Here is a 17,345-nt window from a genome sequence, read left to right on the forward strand (position 1 = left end):
TAAACCAAATCCCGTTCTTCCATGATTGAGGTCAGGAAGAACGGGATGTTAACCTTCAAAGGCTATTTCTTTAGAGGCCGCTGAAATCTACTCCTTCAAACACTAATGAAGGAACCAGCCAGCTACGGTCTTTACGGGCATCATTTCCGATAGCTACCAGCGAATTCCACAACGTGAGGAAGTTTCCGGTAACGTTCATCTCATTGACAGGCTGTGTCAATTTACCGTTCTCAATAAGGAAACCTTCGATACCATAAGAGAAATCACCGGTATTACTATTACTGTTACCACCATTCAATCCGGTTACAAGAATACCATTACTCACATCAGCAATCAACCCGTTAAGGTCTTTATCCCCCGGTGTCAGCACCAGGCGTGAGGGACCGCTGATAGTGGGAGCTACCCCCATCTTCTTGGCATTATATGTATCGAAGAAGTAAGTCTTCAGCACACCATTCTCAAATATCGGACGACGTTCCGTAGCCACACCTTCACCGTCGAAGTAACGCGAACCATTGGCACCGATAACATGCGGATCATCCATCAGCGTCAGCTTATCGGAAGCGACTTTCTGGTCCAGTTTATCTATCAGGAAAGAATTTTTCTGCTGCAAAGAAGAACCGTAGAGTGCACTAAGCAGAGGACTCAACATGCTTCCGGAACTCATCGGATCAACCACCATGGTGTATTTGCCCGACTTCGCCTTCTTCTGTCCCAACTTACGCAAAACCCGTTCCAATGCCTTGGCACCAATATCCGTCTTCGGCAATGCATCATAGAACAGCGTGCTCGCATACCAATAGTCTGACGGGCGGGCTTCACCCTCACCTCTGACTGCCACACTGGCGCTTACCGAATACCATGTTGATTTGGACTCTCCTTCAAAGCCATTGCTCATCAAGCGGTAAGAAGCATTTTCACCATCACTGTAAGAAGTCTCCACAGAGATAATGCGGTCATTCTTACCCAATGCTTCTTCTGCGGCAGCACGGGCACGGGCAACCTTATCATCCGGATTGATACCGAAGATTTTATCATCAAACATCTTCAGGTCGGGCTTACCACCTCTATAGTAACGGGCAGGGTCTGCCAACACGCGAAATTCATCCTCAGCCAGATAACGGGTAGACTCGATACCATTCTTAATGAAGCTTTCGAGTTCCTTCTTATCCAGACGGTTGGTAGAGTAATTACCATAACGTCCGTCAACATACAGGTTTATTCCCAACCCGCTTTCGGAAGCTTGCTGCAAACGATCCATCTTAGCATCGCGCAGTTCGAAAGAAGTATTTGAGTTGGCATACAATATTACTTTGGCTGCCTGGCAACCGTTCTTCAGAGCGAAGTCCATCGCCCATTGAGCCAATTTCTTATTATCGTCTGTGATCATCAGTTTTCTCCTCCTACCGTTAATTTACTTACTAAGGCCGACGGCATGCCGCAGGTTACAGGACAAGACTGTCCATCCTTGCCACATGTCCACGTACCGTTATCTATCTGGTCGTTGCTTGCCACCATAGTGATGTCTGCCAATGCCTTCGGTCCGTTACCAATAATATTGATGTCTTTGATGGGTTGCGTCAACTTGCCATCTTCGATAAGATAACCGAACTTCACGAAGAAAGTAAAGTCGCCCGCACCGATTTGTACCTGTCCGTTGGTGAACTGATAGGCATAGATACCATTCTTTACAGTAGAGATAATATCTTCCTCTTTCATGTTTCCGGCTTCCATATAAGTGGCACGCATACGCGGAATAGGCACATTGCGGAAAGTATCGCGGCGACCGTTTCCGGTGGGGGCCACGCCATAATGTTTAGAACTGATGCGGTCGTGCAGATAACTGGTCAGTACACCTTCTTTCACGATATACGTCTTCTGGCCTTCCACACCTTCGTCATCGAAGTTCACAGAACCGCGATTGAAAGGAATGGTACCGTCATCTACCACACTGATATGCTCGTTGCATACCTTCTTATTCAGTTGGTCGGCAAAGATAGAAGTATTCTTGCGATTGAAATCAGCTTCGAAGGCATGTCCTATAGCTTCGTGCAACAAAATACCCGAACCACCGGCAGCCATCACCACAGGCAGTTCACCACCTTTAGGCTTAATGGCCTTGAACATGATTGCCGTATGGTCTACCACTTCACGGGCCAGCACTTCGATAATATCATCCGACAGGAATTCAAACCCTTTACGGTAAGAGCGGGTGGCATAGTTGTTTTCCATACGTCCATCTTCTTCCATCACGCAGAAAGCCATATAGGATACCATCGGGCGATAATCATAATACGTAACACCTTCGGAATTACAAAACAATACATGGGTGGTGTTATCACTCAAACCCGCCTGCACTTTACGAACGCGTTTATCCAATGAGAACACTTTGTCATTCAGTTTCTGCAAATAAGGCATCTTAGCTTTCAGATTCACTTCTTCCCAGGGAGTCACTACAGAGTAACGGTCTCTTTCAATCGTCTTCTCCTTGAATGCCACCGGTTTGCCGGCCTTACCCGAAGAGGCAATACGGGCAGCAGTACGCGCTGCACGCAGCATTTCTTCCAGAGTCACGCCTTCTACATAAGCATAACCACTCTGGTCACCTGCCAATACACGTACTCCCATACCAAAGTCAATATTCGAACTGCAATTATTTACCTTGCCGTCCATCAGACTAACGTTGTTATTGAAAGAGTGCTCAAAATAGAGGTCAGCATAATCTCCACCTTTTTCAAGGGCAACTGTCAGCACTTTCTTCAAGTCAGCTTCCGTCACACCGAAATGGTTCATTGCCGCATCTACGGCAGATTTATTATCCATTCCTCCCAAAGCTCCCCGAACCGTATCCGGCAGGGCAAGCGACGGAGCAGCCAGCGAACCTAATACCGCCAGACTCCCCATCCGTAAGAAATTCCGTCTATCCATCTTTTTTATTCTTTAAGATTGCTAATAATCAAGTGTATGTTTCTTATATCAGTTATGTATTCAGTTTATCAGACGCAATTTACTACCATTTTGTCACACCGGGCATTAATTTTCTTTCGTCAACAGGCTTTCCAGTTCTTCCGCATTCAAGCGCAGGTAGAATTGTCCTTTGTGAGCTACGGAAATAGAGCCGGTTTCCTCAGAAACGATAATGGCCATTGCATCAGACTCTTGAGAAATTCCCATTGCCGCACGATGGCGTAATCCCAATTCTTTCGGTATATCCAGATTATGCGATACCGGCAATATACATCCCGCAGCTTTAATGCGGCCTTTACTGATAACCATTGCTCCGTCATGCAAAGGACTATTTTTGAAGAAAATGTTCTCTATCAGGCGTTGATTAATATCAGCATTGATAACCTCACCCGTACGCACTACATCGTCCAACGGAAAGTTATGTTCAATGACAATCAAAGCCCCTACTTTCTGTTTGCCCATGCTGATACACGCCATAACTACCGGCATTATCTCATCATGTTGCATACTCTCTTTCTTATTCCCAGTAAAGAACCTTATCAACGCACTGGCATGCTGGTGCGAACCAAGCGTCAACAGGAAACGCCGTATTTCATCCTGGAATAGAATAATCAGTGCAACCACTCCCACGCTCACCAACTTGTCAAAGATGGAACCGAGCAACTTCATCTCCAATACCTGAGATACCACCAACCATATCAATATGAATATCAAAATACCCGTAAACACATTGATGGAACCGGAAGCCTTCATCAGCTTATACGTATAGTAAAGCAGGAATGCAACCAACAGAACGTCGATAATATCTTTTACGCCAATATCAAAAAACACGGTAGTCAGCTATTAATTATTAACTATTAATTATAAATCTATGAACGAAGTGACTTCCCTTTATCACTCTATCACCTCATCACTATATCCCCGCATCGCTTCCACAATCTTCACCGTTTCCACGGCTTCACGTACATCGTGTACCCGGAGGATATCAGCCCCTTTCAGCAGGCAGATAGTATCAAGTACCGTTGTTCCGTTCAGTGCATCCTGCGGAGTATTGCCCAGCAGACGGTATATCATGGATTTACGGGAAACACCCACCAGCAAAGGTAACTCAAAAATACGAAATTCTTCCAGATGTGCCAGAAGTTCGTAATTATGTTCCACTGTTTTCCCAAAACCGAAACCGGGGTCGAGGATAATATCCTTTACACCCAAATCGCGCAATTGTTGCACCCTCTCTGCGAAATATAGAAAAACTTCTTTCAGAAGATTATCATAATGCGGGTGTTGCTGCATACTTTGCGGAGTGCCCTGCATGTGCATCATGATATAAGGCACATTCAGTTCTGCCACTGTACGAAACATATCCGTGTCCATCTCTCCGGCAGCAATATCATTGATGATTGCCACCCCATACTCTTCCACACACATCCGTGCCACGTCCGCCCGGAAAGTATCGACAGACACAACAGCTTCGGGATGTGTTTTGCTCAGAATTTCCAATCCCATGCGCAGGCGCTCCATCTCTTCACGGGGAGAAACGTTTTCTGCATTCGGGCGGGAAGAGTATGCACCAATATCTATGATGGTGGCACCTTCATCCAATATCTGTTGCGCCCGTTCGGCTATGTCAGCCTCGGTCTGCATACGGGAACTGGCATAAAAAGAGTCGGGCGTCACATTTAATATCCCCATGACACGGGGAGTGGAAAGGTCGAGCAAAGAACCGTTGATATTGATATATTTAGAGGATGATACTTCCATGGTTAGTCCTTTTTCGTTTATACTTTGCAAATGTAACCAAAAAAGATTATCACAATTGCATAAAATCTAAAAAAACAGATTAACTTTGCTCGGGATTGACAACTAATCGAAAGAAGTAGTAAACTATGAAGGTATGCAGGAGTGCCGGAGCGGCATCTTTTTTCCTACTATTTTTCTGGTTGCTTACTCCCGGGCGAGTTTGCGGACAAGAAACAAACGAACAAGAAAAATATCACGTAGATAGTACGTTATTTGTCTACTACCAGCGTTGCAGGACAGAAGTAACCTCCCCTTCCGTCATGCAAAAGCTAGATACCCTCTTCCAAATGGCAGCAGAGAAAGGAGATGCACGGATGCAGGCCGTAGCCCTCTCCACTAAAGTAGACCATTTCTATTTCAGTCCCGCTACCGAAGAGCAAGAAGACAGCCTGATTTTCTACACCAATAAAGTCAAAGAGTTTGCCTTAAAGACTAACCAGCCCCAATATTACTATTTTGCATGGGCAAACCGTCTCATTACTTACTACACCAAACAAAAGAAATTAAACCTGGCCCTCTACGAAGCTAATAAAATGCAGCAGGAGGCCGAAGACCGGGAAGAAATTGATGGCATGCAAAACTGTTATCAGGCACTGACGCGCATCTATCAGGCCAAAGAACTCCATAAGCAGGCTGCCATATACGGTCAAAAGCTGATAGACCTCACACTGAAATACAATCTGAACCAGTACAACCTGACAAACAAATATCTTGAATTGAGTAACTGCTATCTTCAAACTCACGAAATAGAAAAAGCATGGAAAGCTCTTGAAGAAGCCCAAAAGTATGTGCTCAATGAAGTTCAGCAAGGATACATCCTGTGTGGGACTCTCCGCTACTATGTCCAGACAAACGACCTGACAAAAGCCCGTCAGTTATTAGAGGAGGCTACACAATATTACAATAATAACATCGAGTTGCTCACTAAACGCAAAACCAACCTGCTGGAAGTTGCTACAGACTACTATATGAAGACCAAAGAGTATGACAAGGCTCTGGCCACTCATCTCGAGATTCTTGAAGTAAATGATTTTGCAACTCCATCCTCATACCGCAGACTTGGCCTCATTTATGCTGCCCAAAAAGAGTATTTAAAAGCAATTGACAATTTAGAGTATGCTTTTGCACTCAACGATTCGCTAAGCAGTGCTCAGGAAGATATATCAGTAGGAGAATTCGCCACCATTCTAGGAATGGAACATCTTAATCAAGAAAACAAAGAACTGATACAGAAGAATCAGGAAATACTACTGGAAAACCGCCGCCGCCTCATTATTCTCTTATGTATTATTATAGCAAGTTTTGCATTCATGTTCTTCCGCGAAGTCCGCTTGAACAAGATTCTGCGCCGGGCTAAAGATGCAGAACAAAGCGCCAGTCGCATGAAAACAGAGTTCATCCAAAATATGAGCCATGAGATACGCACTCCGCTGAACTCGATTGTCGGCTTTTCACAATTACTTGGCAGTATCTCCGAAAAAAATGAAGAGTCGAAAGAATATACCGACATTATTGAACAAGGCAGCAACCATCTGCTTCAACTGGTGGACAATGTGCTCGAACTGGCAAACCTTGATAGCGGTACACCTATCCTCACCGACACTAAAGTTGAGATAAACGCACTGTGCCGCCAATGGATAGAAGAGGCTAAAAGTTCGCCCAAACCGGGAGTAGAATTGGTCTACCAACCGGAGCAGGAAGAACTCTATTTACACACTAATCCCAGCCGTCTCACACAAGTGGTATCACACTTGCTTCACAATTCAGCCCGATTTACAGAAAAAGGTAGCATCACACTCAGTTGGCATACCTTTCCTAAACAACAGTCATTAACAATTTGCGTAACAGACACCGGAATCGGTATTCCTCAGGATAAACAGGATTTTGTATTTGAACGTTTTGCTAAAATAGATACATTTTCTACAGGAACCGGACTGGGCTTAGCACTTGGACGCCTCATTATAGAAAAGATGGGCGGCAGCCTTATACTCGATGGTAAATATACTGAAGGATGCCGTTTTATATTAACCCTACCTATAAAATGATATAAATAAAATATCAGAAAATCTTTTAGTTTCAAAAAAGATAAATTAACTTTGCAGAAAGCATATTAATAATCGACTATGAACACTAAAAGGACATCATTGCATATCCTTACTATTTTGCTTTGCCTCATTACATTATGCAGCCCCCAAATACGAGGACAACAAAGAGACACGCAGAAAGAATACAATGTAGATAGTACATTATATGTTTACTATCTCCGTTGTAAAGCTGAAACGAGTTCTCCCATTGTCATGCAAATGTCAGATACCCTCTTCCAAATGGCAGTTCAGAGAAACGACCAACGCATGCAGGCAGTAGCATTGTGCAACAAACTGGATTTCTACTATTTCCAAAACACACAAGGGGACAGCATCAGTCACTACGTAGACGTAGTAAAGGACTTTGCCCGAAAAACCCACCAACCCAAATATTACTATTTCGTATGGAGCAAGCGGCTCATTAACTTCCATATCAAGCAATACCAATATAACATCGCCTTGTATGAAGCGAACAAGATGATGAAAGAAGCCGAACAGGAAAAATATATGGATGGCATAGCCAGCGCATACAATGTTCTCAGTACAATTTACCAGTGCAAGAGATTATTCAACCTGGCTGCCGACAATAAAGAGAAAGAGATAGAAATCATTCTGAAATATGGCTTGGACACATACAACCTGACCACTTCCTATTCAGTATTGGCCAATCTCTATTGTGAATTGGGAGAAACCGAGAAAGCCTACGAAAATCTGCAAAAAAGCGCTTCATGCCTCTATAGCAGTACACAAGAGTTTTATCATTACGTCCGTGCCGCCCAATATTATCTTGTCATCGAAAAGTATTCCAAAGCCTGGGAATATCTGGAGAAGGCAAAGTACCTGTCCGATACGAAAAAAGAAGTACGGAAAAATCTTCAGGAATATTATGAAGTTTTAAAAAGATATTATACGCAAACGAAACAATACGAAAAGGCACTGAAAACCTTAAACTATTCCCTCGCTACTTTTGGGCAGAATATGAAGAACAATATGGACGCAACGCTCAATCGTGCTTCAATATATTATAATATGGGCGACATGGCCAATGCCGCCAAATATTTCATGGAATATTATCTCCTAAATGACTCGGCTCAGATACATAATGAAGACATCACATCGGGAGAGTTCTCTGCCATGCTCGGTGTGGAAGGGTTGAAACTGGAAAAAAGCGAATTGCAACAGCAAATGCAACAACGCGACCTGATAAACAAACAACGCATCATCATTTTCCTGATAGCGTTACTGACCCTCGGTTTCATTATTTTCTACCGCGAACATCTCCTCAACAGCCGATTGCGCGTATCCCAAAAGCAACTCAGCGAGAAGAACAGAGAACTGCTGCTTTCCCAAGAAGCATTGAAATACGCCAAAGAACAGGCAGAAGCAGGTAGCCGTATGAAGTCGGAATTTATACAGAACATGAGTCACGAAATACGTACGCCGCTCAACTCCATTGTAGGTTTCTCGCAAATACTCAGTAGCTACTTCAGCGATAATGACGATACGAAAGAATATGCCCATATCATTGAGCAGAACAGTACCAACCTCCTGCAACTAGTCAGTGATGTGCTCGATCTCTCCTATCTGGATGGTGAACGGGATATACCTACACAGACCATTGTAGACATCACAGGTGTCTGCCAGACTTGCATCGACCAGGTGTGCTTCAAACTTAAACCGAATGTACAACTAATATTCATCCCCGAACGTGAGAATTTCACCATGCAAACAAATCCCGACCGCATATCGCAGATATTAATGAATCTTCTGCAAAATGCGGCAAAGTTCACTCAAGAAGGCAGTATCACCCTCACATACCATATCCGCGAAGAAGAGAAAATAATTCTGTTCAGTGTAACAGACACAGGCATCGGTATTCCGGCAGATAAACAAGAAGCTGTGTTTGAGCGTTTCACCAAACTGGATTCGTTTGTGCCCGGCACAGGTTTAGGTTTGTCTATCAGTCGGATGATTGCCGAAAAGATGGGTGGTACCCTTATTGTAGACTCAACCTATACAGCAGGTTGCCGCTTTATCCTGACTTTACCTTTGAAGGAATAAAAACATTTTCACTGTAAGCGTACCACCGTAACAGAGAATATCTATCTTTGCAACGTCTTAAAACAACAGAATATAATAACGTTTCAAAAAGGAGATAGTTATGGATATCACCGCCCTTTACAAAATATTTCTGGCATGCACCAGCGTGACAACCGACAGTCGCAACTGTCCTGAAGGTTCTTTATTCATTGCCCTGAAAGGCGATAGTTTCAATGGGAATGCCTTTGCTGCCAAAGCATTGGAATCAGGAAGTGCATACGCAGTAGTAGACGAAGCCGAACATGCCCCCGCAGGAGATTCACATTACATATTGGTAGACAATTGCCTGCATACGCTGCAACAACTTGCCAATTACCACCGCCACCAACTGGGTACACGCCTCATCGGCATCACGGGTACCAATGGAAAAACCACCACCAAAGAACTGATGGCCGCCGTTCTTTTGCAAAAATACAATGTGCTATACACACAGGGGAATCTGAATAACCATATTGGTGTCCCTCTCACTTTGCTGCGCCTGAAACCGGAACATGAGCTCGGCATCATAGAAATGGGTGCCAGCCATCCGGGAGACATCAAAGAATTAGTAGATATAGCTGAACCGAATTATGGCATCATTACCAATGTAGGCAAAGCACATCTGGAAGGTTTCGGCTCTTTCGAAGGAGTCATCAAGACTAAAGGTGAACTGTACGATTACCTCCGCGAACGGGGCAATTCCATAGTATTCATCCATCACGACAACGCATATCTGAAAGAGATTGCCGGAGGATTAAATCTTATTTCTTATGGAAGCGGAGATGAATTGTATGTCAATGGTCATGTGACGGGCAATTCTCCCTACCTGACCTTTGAATGGAAAGCAGGTAAAGACGGTGATCGCCATGAAGTGCAGACACAACTGATTGGTGAATATAACTTCCCGAATGCATTGGCTGCCGTCACTATCGGCCGTTTCTTTGATGTAGAACCGGAAAAAACAGATCTTGCATTAGCGGAATATACCCCACAGAATAATCGTTCGCAGTTGAAACAAACCGCAGATAATACGCTGATTATTGATGCATACAATGCTAACCCCACCAGTATGCAGGCTTCAATCAGTAACTTCCATAATATGAAAGTTGAAAATAAAATGCTGATATTGGGAGATATGAGGGAATTAGGAAAAGAAGGTCCGGAAGAACATCAAAAAATTGCAAACTTTCTCACAGAATGCGGTTTTGAGGACGTTATGTTGGTAGGCGACCAGTTTGCCGCTGCCAAACACCACTTCCCTATTTATCCGGATGCCCAGGCAGTCATTGAAGTCTTACAAAAAAACAAGCCTCACGAGAAAACAATCCTTATCAAAGGCTCGAATGGAATTAAACTGAATACGGTGATTGATTATTTATAATCAATCACCGTATAATATAATTTATTGTTTCTTCATCATCCGCGGACGCAATACGAAGTAACCTATCAGCGAAGCAATCATCGCTCCTGTAGTATTCGCTGCAAAGTCCAACCAATCACCGCCACGGTAAGTGGTGCAATACTCCTGCAATAACTCCACCATTCCGCTAAATAGCACAGGGCATACAAAAGCCCCTATCCATGCATGCCACAAAGGAGAATCATTTCTTCGGTGTGCTCTGAGAAACTCCAGCCACAACATGCCGGACATACCTAAATACATACAAATATGTACAATTTTATCAATATTAGGAATACTGTTCAATTCAGTTGTCGGCGGCTTAAAGAACGACAAATAAATCACCGTCAGTATAATCAGCAACGACACCGGATATTTCTTAATATAGTATAGCATATTTCAATTTTATGAACGATTTGTGCGCAAAAGTACAGAACATTTTCTATATTTGCATGTTTTAGTAGAGAATAATAACGAAATGAAAGAATAATCTACTTTTTTATGACTAAAAATGACAGAGCCAACTTTGGTAGCAAATTAGGCGTCATACTTGCTTCAGCAGGTTCCGCAGTCGGTCTGGGTAACATATGGCGGTTTCCCTACGAGACAGGCAATCACGGCGGTGCTGCGTTTATTCTCATCTACTTAGCATGCGTACTTATTTTAGGAATCCCTATCATGGTATCCGAATTCCTCATCGGGCGTCACTCACGTGCCAACACAGCGGGAGCTTATCAAAAGCTGGCACCGGGTACACATTGGCGTTGGGTAGGACGCATGGGAGTATTGGCGGGATTTCTGATTCTGAGCTATTATTCCGTTGTAGCCGGCTGGACATTGGAATTCATTGGCGAAGCCGTCACCGATAACTTTGCCGGAAAAACGGCAGCCGATTACATCCAGACATTCGATTCATTTTCTTCAAGTTCCTGGCGACCGGTTATTTGGTTGATACTCTTCCTTCTTGCCACTCACTTCATCATCGTGAAAGGAGTGGAAAAGGGTATTGAGAAATCCGCCAAGATTATGATGCCGATGTTGTTTATCCTGTTAATCATACTGGCGGCATGTTCCATATCACTGCCGGGTTCGGGTGCAGGCTTGGAATTTCTTCTGAAACCGGAGTGGGACAAGGTGAATGCGAACGTATTCTTAAGCGCTATGGGACAAGCCTTTTTCTCTTTAAGTCTGGGCATGGGATGTCTTTGCACCTATGCATCTTACTTCAAAAAAGATACGAATCTGACAAAGACAGCTTTCAGCGTCAGCATCATCGATACATTCGTTGCAATATTGGCAGGGCTCATCATCTTCCCGGCGGCCTTCTCGGTAGGCATACAGCCCGATGCAGGTCCGAGCCTCATCTTCATTACATTGCCGAATGTATTCCAGCAGGCATTTAGCGGTATACCTCTACTGGCATATATATTCTCTGTAATGTTCTATGTTCTTCTGGCGGTTGCCGCACTTACTTCTACCATCTCCATGCACGAAGTAGTAACAGCCTATCTGCACGAAGAGTTCCATCTGAGCCGGAAGCGTGCGGCAAGTATCGTGACGGGTGGTTGTATGTTTCTGGGTATCTTATGTTCGCTTTCATTAGGAGTGGGCAGAGACTACACCATATTCGGTCTGAACCTGTTTAACCTGTTCGACTTTGTCACGGCTAAGATTATGTTGCCGTTAGGTGGTTTATGCATTTCCATCTTCACCGGCTGGTATCTGAATAAGAAGATAGTCTGGGAAGAAGTCAGCAACAACGGAACGCTGAAAGTAACGTTCTACAAAGTGCTGATATTCATATTGAAGTTTATAGCTCCGATAGCCATTTCACTCATCTTCATCAAAGAACTGGGCTTCCTGAAATTGTAGGAGATGCAAAATCCACTTAGAGATTTCTTTTACTTCTCCCGGGGAGAAAGGCGAGGCATCCTGACACTCATAGCAGCAACAGGTATCGTTCTTCTCTCCGGGTATCTTATATCTGCCTGGCAGCATAGGGAAAATATCTCTCCGGCTGATATAGCAGAGCAGGCTGCTGCACGGCAGGAATACGACGAATTTATGGCTTCATTGGAAGAGCAGGAACAACCCCGAAGCAGGTGGAAACATACATCTTATGAACGAAAAGAAGCTGAAATTCCTGTAGTCCTGATTCCCTTCAACCCCAATAAGGCAGATTCAATGGCATTCCGACATTTAGGTTTGCCTGCCTGGATGGTTAAAAACATCTTGCACTACCGTTCCAAAGGTGGCAAGTTCCGGAAACCGGAAGATTTCAAGAAGATGTATGGTATGACGGAAGAACAATATTCCAATCTTTCACCTTATATATATATCGCCCCGGAAGATACGGCACGCAATACACCGCAGTTATACATTCCCCAACCTGCACAGGCAGAAAATATAAAGTACGCATCCGGCACTGTAATCGACCTGAACCTTGCCGACACCACCGAACTAAAGAAGATACCCGGTATCGGGAGCGGCATAGCCCGTCTGATTGTCGGCTACAGACAGCGATTAGGTGGGTTCTATCAGATAGAGCAGTTAAAGGATATACACCTCGACACCCGGCAACTACAAGCATGGTTCAGCATCAAACCGACGGACATTCATCACATCAACCTGAACCACAGCAGTGTGGATAGACTACGTTCCCATCCATATATCAACTTTTACCAAGCCAAAGCAATCGTAGAATACCGCAAGAAAAAAGGCTCGCTAACGAGCCTCAAACCTTTCATCCTCTACGAGGAATTTACAGAAGCGGACTTAGAAAGAATCAGTCATTATGTTTGCTTTGAGTAATGCATGGAATAACATGATTTACTCGTTCTTTCTGTAGGGTTATGAATCTTTTCACCACAGAGGACACAGAGGTTATAATTATCTCTGAATTAGAAGTATAAAAACTCTGGGTCCTCTGGGTGAAAGAATTCATTTCTCTTCAGATATGAGTTTCTTCCAATAGTTAGCTCCTTTCTCAGGCACTCCTATGCTTTTTTCCTACTACAAGTTAGCCTTTTTCATCCGAACATCTATTCTTTCCACCATGGAGGTTTTTTCTTTCCACCATGGTGGAAAGAAACTTTCCCCGTGATGGAAAGAAACTTTCTCCATGGTGGAAAGAATAAAAGCCTACTACGATTTTCCTTAACCGTCGTAGCGAAAAGAGATAAAAGTGGCGATGCGGCAGCTTAACTCCCGTAATTCACTTTTTTCACATTTTAATGCGACTTTTGCAGCCTCTCCTTCGTCTAATTAGTAACAAACAACCTGAAAACAGAAAAGGCCATTCCGAGATAAGGAACTAAAATCATACTATCACAATGAAAAGATTATTAATAGCCATACTGCTGGGCAGCATGGCACAGGGAGCTTTTGCACAAAAAATAGAAATAGAGGAAGGTGAATAACAGTGATAACGATTCGGGAGTAATGAGTACGGGGAACTGAGAGGATGCAAATCCTCTCCTACATCTCTTTGCTGATTTCCCCGTCCACCATATGCACCGTGCGGTCTGTAATCTGTGCCAGTCCTTCATCGTGGGTGACAATGACAAACGTTTGTCCGAAACGGTTGCGGAGGTCAAAGAAAAGTTGATGCAGCTCTTCCTTATTATGCGTATCCAGGCTACCCGAAGGCTCGTCGGCCAACACCACAGCCGGATGATTAATAAGGGCACGGGCTACGGCCACACGTTGTTTCTCTCCACCGGAAAGTTCATTTGGTTTATGTTCGGCACGGTCCGACAATCCCATGAACTCCAGTAATTCCATTGCGGAAGCTGTAGCTTCTTTCTGCCCCACACCAGCAATGAAGGCAGGAATCATCACATTTTCCAATGCGGTGAACTCCGGCAAGAGTTGGTGAAACTGGAATACGAAACCGATATGCTTATTGCGAAAAGCAGACAGTTCTTTTTCCTTCATCCGGCTCACCAGGGTGCCGTCAATGATTACCATTCCGCCGTCAGGGGCATCCAGTGTTCCCATTATCTGGAGCAAAGTAGTTTTCCCGGCACCACTCGGGCCGACAATGCTGACAATTTCTCCTTTATCTATATTCAGGTCGATGCCTCGCAAAACTTGCAAGTTACCGAAGCTCTTGGTTATTCCTTCTAATTGTATCATCTTATTTATAATCTCTTCAACACATACTCTGCAAGATAACATCCGAATACCGCCGGCATATAACTGACTGTTCCGCACGTAGATTTCTTATTCATCTCATCTTCGGTCAGCAACACCGCCATGGGGTCTGCCTGTTCCGTACTGAACACCACCGGCAGTTTACGCTTAATCCCCATTTTCTGTAACCGTTTCCGCACGGCTTTACTCAATCCGCAGTGGTAAGTATCCCATATATCAGCAAAACGGACCTGAGTGATATCACTCTTTGCACCGGCACCCATGCTGGAAACTATCTTAATGCGCCGCTGCAAGGTTTCTGCTATCAAATGACACTTCGGAGCCAATGTATCAATGGCATCCACCACAAAATCATAAGACGCCGCATCCAGTAGTTCGGGAATATTTTCATCTTTCAGGAATACAGGCAGCACCTTCAGTTCAATCTCCGGATTAATATCCCGAAAACGCTTCTCCAATATTTCTGCCTTACTCTGTCCTAATGTGGAATGCAAAGCCGGAAGTTGGCGGTTTATATTTGTAGGCTGCACCGTATCCGCATCTACAATTGTCATACGTCCTACCCCGGCACGGCAAATCATCTCCGCCGCATATGCTCCTACTCCACCCAAACCGACAACAAGCACATGTGCTTGCCGCAGCCGCTCCATCTTCTCTTCACCTAACAAGAGCTGTGTCCTTTGTCGCCAATCTTCCATCCTGCTAACCACTAATCACTTTATCATTAATTACTTTTCTTAAACCACTTATAGAACCACTTGCCCACTTTTTCGTAATGCTGATCCTCATTGTTTCCTCGTGGGTTGGAGAAGGACAACATATCCTGCGGTTCTCCCAACTGGTCCGGATAAAGCACTATCAAACTATTGTTGGCAAAATATTTTCCTAGCTGGGCAGGAAGTCTTTCAAACGCAGGGTCATAGGAAATAGAACCACGACGGGCACTTATAATCACCAATAAGTGATCGTAATTCACTTGTCCGGTCAATAACAGCAAATCGCCCCAATCATCTAAGCGGGAGAAATCCGTTGAAGTTGTGCTATATCGTTTCTTCACCAGCATCTGCAGAAGTCCGGTTGTTTCCTCATTGGCAAAGAAGTGTACCCGGCACCCTAACATGTTTCCCATACGGCAGAAATGTTCCACCCACTTCTGAAAACCTGCTTCATATTCCGCTTTCGGCGGAACGGCAAGATTAATCCTTCGTATCGTATTAATGGGCATCAGGAGCTTGGCAATCATTACTTCCCGATGCAAACCTTTCAGCAAATTCTCCGCCAGCATACCGAAGAAAGAGTCCACGATGTTCACCTTTCGGTGCAGACCGATAATAACATCCGTCACCTCATGTTCTTTAGCCGTATGAATAATACCCGAGGCAATATTCAGGTCATAACGGCTAATCAGTTTCAATGGGACATCCGCCGATGCCGCTATCATCGCCGCCTTCTCCAGATTGCGCTTCCCACGAATTTCCAAAGCTTCCGAAGCATTATTATCATTAATCACATTCAGGGCCATCATATTATCTCTTTGCTTCGGGTCACGTATCACCAACGACAGGTTTATGAGGTCTTCAATCGTATCCGGATTAGCAACCGGTATCAAAATCTTCTCTAATTCCGCCGGACGATTCTCTTCCTCCAGATGCGCCTCATCAATGGCTATTTTACGGGCAGCACGCTCAGTAATGAACGAACTCACCACACAGGTTACAAGAATCAATAGCACCGTACCATTCAAGACATCGTCATTCAGCAAGCGTTCGCCATTGGGCAGTATAATGTTATAACCCACCAACACCGCAGCCAATGTAGCCGCAGCTTGTGCATTACTCAGTCCATACATCAACTCCCGTTCAATGGCTCCCATCTTATATATCTTCTGTGTCAGCCAGCAAGCAATCCACTTACCCGTCAGTGCAACCACAATCATCACACCCGCCACTTTCAACGCATTGCCATGACCGAAAATCACATGTATATCAATCATCATCCCCACCCCAATCAGGAAATAGGGAATGAAAAGCGCATTGCCCACAAACTCCAGATGATTCATCAACGGAGAGACATGCGGAATAAGTCGGTTCAATACCAGACCGGCAAGGAAAGCACCGAGAATCCCTTCCATTCCGACAAACTCCATCAACCCCGCTCCCAAAAACACCATGGCAAGTACAAAGATAAACTGCATCACATTGTCATCATAACGACGGAAGAACCAACGACCGATACGGGGAAAGAAATACATAATCAGACCGCCCAAGAAGATGACCTTGACAACCAGCCATAGCCAGAACAGTCCACCAGATTCACCTTTAAACATACCTCCCACTACAGCCAGTACCAACAATGTAAGCGTATCCGTTACCGCCGTACCGCCTACCGCAATGCTCACACTGCGATGTCGGGACACACCATACCGGATAACAATAGGATACGCCACCAACGTATGCGACGCGTACATACTCGCCAGCAGAACAGAAGTTATGAAACTATATTTCAGATAGGCCATATTAGTCACCAACCCAATCCCTATCGGAATGATGAATGCCAATAATCCCAGCACCACAGCCTTTCCACGATTCTGTTTGAAGTCCGACATATTCATTTCAAGACCAGCCAGAAACATAATATAGTATAGCCCTACCTTACCGAACAACTCAAAACTGCTGTCCCTTGCCAGAATATTAAACCCATGCTCACCAATCACCAATCCCGCCAATATCATGCCAATGATGTGTGGAATACGGAGCCTGTTCAACAAAATAGGAGCAAACAGAATGATGAGAAGTACAAGGAGAAATATCCATGTAGGGTCGGTAATTGGAAGTTTCAGACTAAAGTCAAATAAGTCCATG

The 17,345-nt window shown here is 44.4% G+C and carries 13 protein-coding genes; 5 read left to right on the plus strand and 8 right to left on the minus strand.

The window, feature by feature from the left end; all coding sequences use genetic code 11:
* Nucleotides 1–70: 70 nt before the first annotated feature.
* The 4 genes from HMPREF9447_RS09610 to folP all read right to left on the minus strand — a co-directional run bounded on the left by HMPREF9447_RS09610 (nt 71) and on the right by folP (nt 4,728).
* Nucleotides 71–1,390 (minus strand): TldD/PmbA family protein, encoded by a 1,320-nt coding sequence (locus HMPREF9447_RS09610; RefSeq protein WP_009129522.1) that lies wholly within the window; start codon nt 1,388–1,390, stop codon nt 71–73.
* Nucleotides 1,390–2,928 carry a TldD/PmbA family protein gene (locus HMPREF9447_RS09615; RefSeq protein ID WP_009129523.1) on the minus strand — a complete coding sequence of 513 codons (1,539 nt, stop codon included), beginning with the start codon at nt 2,926–2,928 and terminating at the stop codon, nt 1,390–1,392. The genes HMPREF9447_RS09610 and HMPREF9447_RS09615 overlap by 1 nt, the downstream gene beginning before the upstream one ends.
* 105 nt (nt 2,929–3,033) lie before the next feature.
* Complete coding sequence (gene cdaA / locus HMPREF9447_RS09620; protein ID WP_009129524.1) at nt 3,034–3,798, minus strand: diadenylate cyclase CdaA; 765 nt, start codon at nt 3,796–3,798, stop codon at nt 3,034–3,036.
* Between the two features lie 63 nt (nt 3,799–3,861).
* Nucleotides 3,862–4,728, minus strand: coding sequence for a dihydropteroate synthase (gene folP, locus HMPREF9447_RS09625; protein ID WP_009129525.1), 867 nt, complete (start codon nt 4,726–4,728; stop codon nt 3,862–3,864).
* A 125-nt stretch (nt 4,729–4,853) separates the two neighbouring features.
* Between folP and HMPREF9447_RS09630 the strand changes: the two genes are divergently transcribed.
* The 3 genes from HMPREF9447_RS09630 to HMPREF9447_RS09640 all read left to right on the plus strand — a co-directional run bounded on the left by HMPREF9447_RS09630 (nt 4,854) and on the right by HMPREF9447_RS09640 (nt 10,311).
* A complete protein-coding gene (locus tag HMPREF9447_RS09630; protein ID WP_009129526.1) occupies nt 4,854–6,812 on the plus strand; it encodes a tetratricopeptide repeat-containing sensor histidine kinase in 1,959 nt (652 codons plus the stop codon).
* A gap of 279 nt (nt 6,813–7,091) precedes the next feature.
* Nucleotides 7,092–8,912, plus strand: a complete 1,821-nt coding sequence (locus HMPREF9447_RS09635) for a tetratricopeptide repeat-containing sensor histidine kinase (RefSeq protein ID WP_244267599.1) — start codon at nt 7,092–7,094, stop codon at nt 8,910–8,912.
* A 100-nt stretch (nt 8,913–9,012) separates the two neighbouring features.
* Nucleotides 9,013–10,311, plus strand: coding sequence for a UDP-N-acetylmuramoyl-tripeptide--D-alanyl-D-alanine ligase (locus HMPREF9447_RS09640; RefSeq protein ID WP_009129528.1), 1,299 nt, complete (start codon nt 9,013–9,015; stop codon nt 10,309–10,311).
* Nucleotides 10,312–10,332: 21 nt separating this feature from the next.
* Here HMPREF9447_RS09640 and HMPREF9447_RS09645 read toward each other — a convergent pair whose 3' ends face one another.
* Nucleotides 10,333–10,725 carry a VanZ family protein gene (locus tag HMPREF9447_RS09645; protein ID WP_009129529.1) on the minus strand — a complete coding sequence of 131 codons (393 nt, stop codon included), beginning with the start codon at nt 10,723–10,725 and terminating at the stop codon, nt 10,333–10,335.
* Between the two features lie 105 nt (nt 10,726–10,830).
* On the opposite strand from HMPREF9447_RS09645, the gene HMPREF9447_RS09650 reads away from it, so the two are divergent.
* Nucleotides 10,831–12,201, plus strand: coding sequence for a sodium-dependent transporter (locus HMPREF9447_RS09650; RefSeq protein ID WP_009129530.1), 1,371 nt, complete (start codon nt 10,831–10,833; stop codon nt 12,199–12,201).
* 3 nt (nt 12,202–12,204) lie between these two features.
* Nucleotides 12,205–13,140 carry a helix-hairpin-helix domain-containing protein gene (locus HMPREF9447_RS09655; RefSeq protein WP_009129531.1) on the plus strand — a complete coding sequence of 312 codons (936 nt, stop codon included), beginning with the start codon at nt 12,205–12,207 and terminating at the stop codon, nt 13,138–13,140.
* Between the two features lie 666 nt (nt 13,141–13,806).
* On the opposite strand, the gene HMPREF9447_RS09660 is transcribed toward HMPREF9447_RS09655, so the two are convergent.
* Genes HMPREF9447_RS09660 through HMPREF9447_RS09670 form a run of 3 tightly spaced genes read right to left on the minus strand, consistent with a single transcriptional unit; the run spans nt 13,807 to nt 17,344 of the window.
* The gene (locus HMPREF9447_RS09660; protein WP_009129532.1) at nt 13,807–14,466 is read right to left on the minus strand and encodes an ABC transporter ATP-binding protein; all 660 of its coding nucleotides are present in this window, start codon (nt 14,464–14,466) and stop codon (nt 13,807–13,809) included.
* Between the two features lie 5 nt (nt 14,467–14,471).
* A complete protein-coding gene (locus tag HMPREF9447_RS09665) occupies nt 14,472–15,182 on the minus strand; it encodes a tRNA threonylcarbamoyladenosine dehydratase (RefSeq protein WP_009129533.1) in 711 nt (236 codons plus the stop codon).
* 26 nt (nt 15,183–15,208) lie between these two features.
* Nucleotides 15,209–17,344 carry a cation:proton antiporter gene (locus HMPREF9447_RS09670; protein ID WP_009129534.1) on the minus strand — a complete coding sequence of 712 codons (2,136 nt, stop codon included), beginning with the start codon at nt 17,342–17,344 and terminating at the stop codon, nt 15,209–15,211.
* Between the last annotated feature and the right edge of the window lies 1 nt (nt 17,345).

This window comes from Bacteroides oleiciplenus YIT 12058, from assembly GCF_000315485.1.
GTDB lineage: Bacteria > Bacteroidota > Bacteroidia > Bacteroidales > Bacteroidaceae > Bacteroides > Bacteroides oleiciplenus.